At 38.7% G+C, this 1,087-nt stretch carries 1 protein-coding gene; it reads right to left on the reverse strand.

The genetic code is table 11. From position 1 onward, the window contains the following. Window positions 1–900: tyrosine-type recombinase/integrase (locus OCV67_RS13330; protein ID WP_147644406.1), on the reverse strand; the 900-nt coding region annotated here is incomplete at its 3' end. Window positions 901–1,087 lie beyond the last annotated feature (187 nt).

Raw genomic sequence — 1,087 nt, forward strand, 5'->3', positions numbered from 1 at the left:
AAGAATTGACTTAAAACGATTCTGCATGGTTCTTGGCTCAGTCGGCTTGCTTGTTCCGGTGATTATATAAAAGTCATCACCCTTTCTTTTCTGCTTTAATATTGCAAGAACAAAATCGGGAATGGGAACGGTTCTGATTGAGGTTTTGCTTTTCGGAGAGCCTATAACAACCTCAGACTTTCCATGCTTATTAATTCTCTGAACAGTCCTGCATACTGAAACTGTTCCATTCTGAAAGTCAATATCGCCCCATTTTAAGCCGCAAAGCTCTCCTACGCGCAGTCCGGTAAAAAGGCACAGCAGCACAGAAATATTCGTATTATTCTGATTGTGCAGAAGGTAAGTCTCAAGCCTCTTTCTTTCAAAGGCATTCAGCACGTCCGTCTGTTTTTTCTCAGTTTTAGGCATGGTGAAATGTGTTTCTCTAATACCGTACTCCCTTGCAGCATAAGCTTCAATACTTCGGTAAACAGTCATAATGTCACGGACCGATTTTGCAGAAAGTCCGCCATTTCTGTTCAATCGACCATGATTTAATTTGTAATGAATAAAATCATTAAGCTTGCTTGTGGTCAGATTAGACATAAACTCTTTACCTAAAATCGGCAGAATGTGCTTTGTAACAATGTCCTCATAATTTGCATAACTTGACTCTTTGACACGCAGTTTTGCTGAAGAAAGCCATTGCTGTGAAGCATCAAGAACCGTTAATTTCAGGGAAGAAACAGTCTGTTCCTGCCTAACAGAATAAAGCTGTGCCATCTTTTCCTTGACTTCTGAAAGCGTTCTTGCATACACGGACTTATACTTAATTTTTCCGCTATCATTATATCCCACAGGCACACGCCCTTCAAATCGACCGTCCTTGCGCTTGTAGATATTGCTCCCTCTTTTAGCCATAAAAATTCCTCCGTTCCGACTAAAATATGACGGTTTAAAAGCTTGATTTTTAGCTTTTGAAATCAAATTTCAGCCATAAAATTCCTGAAAACTACTTTACATTTACAGAATTTATGATATAATAGGATTAAAATTACTGCAAATATCGTCAAAAAAGCCGTCGCAAATTGACGGAATTGACGAAAAA

It is taken from the genome of Porcipelethomonas ammoniilytica, assembly GCF_025567485.1.
GTDB lineage: Bacteria > Bacillota > Clostridia > Oscillospirales > Ruminococcaceae > Porcipelethomonas > Porcipelethomonas ammoniilytica.